Genomic DNA, 4691 nt, shown 5'->3' on the forward strand with positions numbered 1-4691 from the left:
ATGGATAAAGAAGGTGCTGAAGGTAGCGGAAAATACTTCTCATCTAAAGATGAAGCTATAATGGCTTATCAAGTAAAAGCTATTGAAATTCATGCTGATATATTTGTAAGAATGTATAGAGAAGTAAATGGGGAAATGAAATCAGGGTTAATTAAGACTACTGTTGGTAAGCTTATATTCAATGAATCAATTCCACAAGATTTAGGATTTGTAGATAGAGAGAATCCAGAAGAAATGTTTAACTTAGAAGTAGATTTCTTAATAACTAAAAAGTCATTAGGAACATTAATTAATAAGTGTTACATGAAACATGGAGCAACTAAAACATCTATAATGCTAGATAAAATTAAAGCTTTAGGATATCACTATTCATCAATTGGAGCTATAACAGTAGCTGCATCTGATATGATAGTACCTGATGAGAAATACGTTCTATTAAAAGAAGCTGATGAAACAGTGGAAAAAATAGAAAAAATGTATAAAAGAGGGTTCATATCAGAAGAAGAAAGATATGAAAGAGTAATAGAAAAATGGACTAAGACAACTGAAGATGTTGCCAACGTACTTATGGATAGTCTTGATAAATTCAATCCAATATTCATGATGGCAGATTCAGGAGCCAGAGGATCTAAATCTCAGATTAAGCAATTAGCTGGGATGAGAGGACTTATGGCGAGTCCATCAGGTAAAATATTAGAGTTACCAATCAGAGCATCCTTCAGAGAAGGTCTTGATGTACTTGAGTACTTCATGTCAACTCACGGAGCAAGAAAAGGTAACGCCGATACAGCACTTAAAACTGCCGATTCAGGATATTTAACAAGAAGATTAGTTGACGTTTCACAAGATGTTATCGTAAGATCAGAAGATTGTGGAAGTACAACTGGTATAGTAGTTTCTGAAATAAAAGAAGGAAATGAAGTTATAGAAGGATTAGAAGAAAGATTAACTGGTAGATATTCAGCAGAGGATATTATTGATCCTGTAACAGGGGAAATGTTAGCGGCGTTTGACACATATATGGATCAACCGTTAGCGGAAAAAATTACTAAAGCTGGTATCAAAAAAGTTAAAATTAAATCACCTTTCACTTGTAAATGTAAAATTGGAGTTTGTTCTAAGTGTTACGGTATGAACATGGCAACTGCTCAAAAGATTAATATTGGGGAAGCTGTTGGTATAATAGCTGCACAATCAATCGGAGAGCCAGGAACACAGCTTACAATGAGAACATTCCATACAGGAGGAGTTGCTTCTGCTGGAGATATCACACAAGGTCTTCCAAGGGTTGAAGAGTTATTTGAAGCTAGAAAACCAAAAGGTCTTGCAATAGTAAGTGAAATAAATGGAACAATTAAATTAGAAGAAACTAAAAAGAAAAGAACAGTACATGTAATTGGTGCAGATGGAGAAGAAGTAAGTTACGATATTCCATTTGGTTCTAGAATTAAAGTTTCTAATGATGATGTAGTAGAAGCGAGTGATGAAATAACAGAAGGATCTGTTAACCCACATGATATCATGGCAATTAAAGGTGTTGACGGAGCTAGAAGATATCTTTTATCAGAAGTTCAAAAAGTTTATAGACTTCAAGGGGTTGATATCAACGATAAGCACTTAGAAGTAGTTGTAAAACAAATGACTAGAAAGATAAAAGTTACAGAATCAGGAGATACTACATTATTACCAGGTACTACTATAGATATTTATGACTTTGAAGAAGAAAACGTAAGGGTTAGAGAGTTTGGTGGTGAAGAAGCTAAGGGAGATCAAGTTCTATTAGGAATAACTAAAGCAGCACTTGCAACAGACAGTTTCCTATCAGCGGCATCATTCCAAGAAACTACAAGAGTTCTTACTGAAGCAGCAATCAAAGGAAAAATAGATCCATTAGTAGGATTAAAGGAAAATGTAATCATCGGAAAACTAATTCCAGCAGGAACTGGTTTAATGAAATACAGAGATGTAAGATTAGATATTGAAGAAGAAGTAGTTGAAGAAGAAATTTCATTAATTACAGAGTAATTTAAGATATTGACATCTTATTTTTAAAATGATAAAATACGAGTTGTGTGTTTTTAACACGCGACTCGTATATAATTGTAAATAAGAAATTCTTATTTTATGATTGAAAGTAGTAGATTTTATTATTAATATATTGTATAATCTACTATAGTTCACTATAATACTTAATGTAAGTATTGAAACAGTTGGATCATTAATCTTAAGAAGATTAATGGAAGAAGATTTATCTAATATTTATATATAGATAAATAAATATCAGGAGGTGAAAAAATGCCAACTATAAGCCAATTAGTAAGAAAAGGAAGAAAAGTTTCTGCAACTAAATCAAACTCACCAGCACTTAAAAACTGCCCACAAAGAAGAGGGGTATGTACAGTAGTTAAAACTTCTACTCCAAAAAAGCCTAACTCAGCGTTAAGAAAAGTAGCAAGAGTAAGACTTACAAACGGATATGAAGTTACTGCATATATTGGTGGTGTAGGACACAACTTACAAGAGCATAGTGTTGTTCTTATAAGAGGTGGAAGAGTAAAAGACCTTCCTGGGGTTAGATACCACGTAGTAAGAGGAGCTCTTGACTGTGCTGGAGTAGCCAACAGAATGCAAGGAAGATCAAAATACGGTGCTAAGAGACCAAAGAAATAGTTTTTTAGACTAATGTAGTGCTTATCTACGGCATTTACATAGATTTTATAAGAATATTATTTAGTTTATATAGATGTAGAGAGAAGCGCTTTACGGTATTATGAAATATCGAGTACCGATGAACTTAAATTTAATTTGTTAAGGAGGGAAGCAAAGTGCCAAGAAAAGGACATATCGCAAAAAGAGACGTTTTACCTGATCCAGTATACAATTCAAAAGTTGTTACTAAGTTAATAAACGGGATCATGCTAGATGGAAAAAGAGGAGTAGCTCAAAAAATCTGTTACCAAGCTTTTGAAGCAATGGCTGAAAAAACTGGTAAAGATGCCGTAGAGGTATTTGAAGAAGCTATGAATAATATAATGCCATTATTAGAAGTAAAGGCAAGAAGAATAGGTGGGGCAACTTACCAAGTTCCAATAGAAGTTAGAGCTGAAAGAAGACAGACTTTAGGACTTAGATGGTTATTATTAGCCGCTAGAAAAAGAGGCGAAAAGTTAATGTGTGAAAGATTAGCAGGAGAATTAATGGATGCTGCTAATAACACAGGAGCTGCAGTTAAGAAAAGAGAAGATACTCATAAAATGGCTGAAGCTAACAAAGCATTCGCTCACTACAGATACTAATTTCAAAACTGTTTTGGCTTTGGCCAAAACAGTTTTGTCGAATATAAAATTACTCATTGAGAGGAGGAATTATTGTGGGAAGAGAATTTCCGTTAGAGAAGTTTCGTAATATAGGAATCATGGCTCACATAGATGCTGGTAAAACAACAACTACTGAGCGTATATTATTCTACACAGGTAGAACACACAAAATAGGTGAAACACATGATGGTGCTTCACAAATGGACTGGATGGCACAAGAGCAAGAGAGAGGTATAACAATTACTTCAGCTGCTACTTTCTGTCAATGGCAAGGTCACGCGATCAACATCATTGATACTCCAGGACACGTAGATTTTACAGTTGAGGTTGAAAGATCATTAAGATGTCTAGATTCAGCTATCACAGTATTAGATGCAAAAAGTGGGGTTGAGCCTCAAACTGAAACAGTTTGGAGACAGGCAGACAACTATGGAGTACCAAGAGCTATTTATGTAAATAAAATGGATGCAACTGGTGCTGATTTCTATAACTGTATAAACTCAGTTAGAGATAGATTAAGATCAAATGCAATAGCTATACAAATCCCAATAGGTGCTGAATCAGAATTTACTGGAATGATTGACTTAATCGAAAACATCGCTTTAATTCACAAAGATGACTTAGGAAAAGACATTGAAAGAGGAGAAATCCCAGCTGAATTAAAAGATAAGGCAGAAGAATACAGAAACATCATGCTTGAAGCAATAGCTGAAACTGATGAAGAGTTAATGATGAAATACTTAGATGGAGAAGAGTTAACTGTTGCTGAGTTAAAAGCAGCTTTAAGAAAAGCTACTATAAACAATGAAATAGTTCCTGTAATCTGTGGATCATCATACAAAAACAAAGGTGTTCAAGAAATGATCGACTTAGTTGTTGATTACTTACCATCACCATTAGATATCCCAGCTATTAAAGGTGTGGATGTTGAAGATTCAGAAAAAGTTCTTGAAAGAGAAGCTAGTGATGAAGCTCCAATGTCAGCTTTAGCATTCAAAATTGCTACTGACCCATTTGTTGGAAGATTAGCATTTACTAGAATTTACTCAGGAATCATGGAGAGTGGTACATATGTACTTAACTCAACAAAAGGTAAAAAAGAGAGAATTGGTAGACTTGTTAAAATGCACGCTAACTCAAGAGAAGAAATCAGCGAATTAAGAGCTGGTGACTTAGGAGCTATCGTTGGATTAAAGAACACAACTACTGGAGACACTCTTTGTGCTGAATCAGCTCCAATAATATTAGAAAGCATGGACTTCCCAGAACCAGTTATCTCAATTGCAATTGAGCCAAAAACTAAAGCTGGGCAAGAAAAGATGGGATTAGCTTTAGCTAAATTAGCAGAAGAAGATCCAACTTTCAAAACTTGGA

The 4691-nt window shown here is 34.4% G+C and carries 3 protein-coding genes and 1 pseudogene; all 4 read left to right on the forward strand.

Going from position 1 to position 4691, the window contains the following annotated elements; all coding sequences use genetic code 11:
* Window positions 1-2025, forward strand: a pseudogene (locus ACRC28_RS16225) (DNA-directed RNA polymerase subunit beta'); the annotation flags it as partial.
* A gap of 270 nt (window positions 2026-2295) precedes the next feature.
* Window positions 2296-2670: a 30S ribosomal protein S12 gene (gene rpsL / locus ACRC28_RS16230; protein ID WP_438544488.1), complete on the forward strand. Its 375-nt coding sequence runs from the start codon at window positions 2296-2298 to the stop codon at window positions 2668-2670.
* 155 nt (window positions 2671-2825) lie between these two features.
* On the forward strand, window positions 2826-3296 hold the full coding sequence (rpsG, locus tag ACRC28_RS16235) for a 30S ribosomal protein S7 (RefSeq protein ID WP_438544489.1): 471 nt from the start codon (window positions 2826-2828) through the stop codon (window positions 3294-3296).
* 74 nt (window positions 3297-3370) lie between these two features.
* The coding region (gene fusA / locus ACRC28_RS16240) for an elongation factor G (RefSeq protein WP_438544490.1) at window positions 3371-4691 on the forward strand (1321 nt) is incomplete at its 3' end.

It is taken from the genome of Clostridium sp., assembly GCF_051650885.1.
In the GTDB taxonomy this organism is placed as follows: Bacteria; Bacillota; Clostridia; order Clostridiales; family Clostridiaceae; genus Clostridium.

Bases quoted from the DNA above. Each gene is read 5' to 3' on its own strand.
- rpsL (WP_438544488.1), top strand. From the start codon at position 2,296: ATGCCAACTATAAGCCAATTAGTAAGAAAAGGAAGAAAAGTTTCTGCA.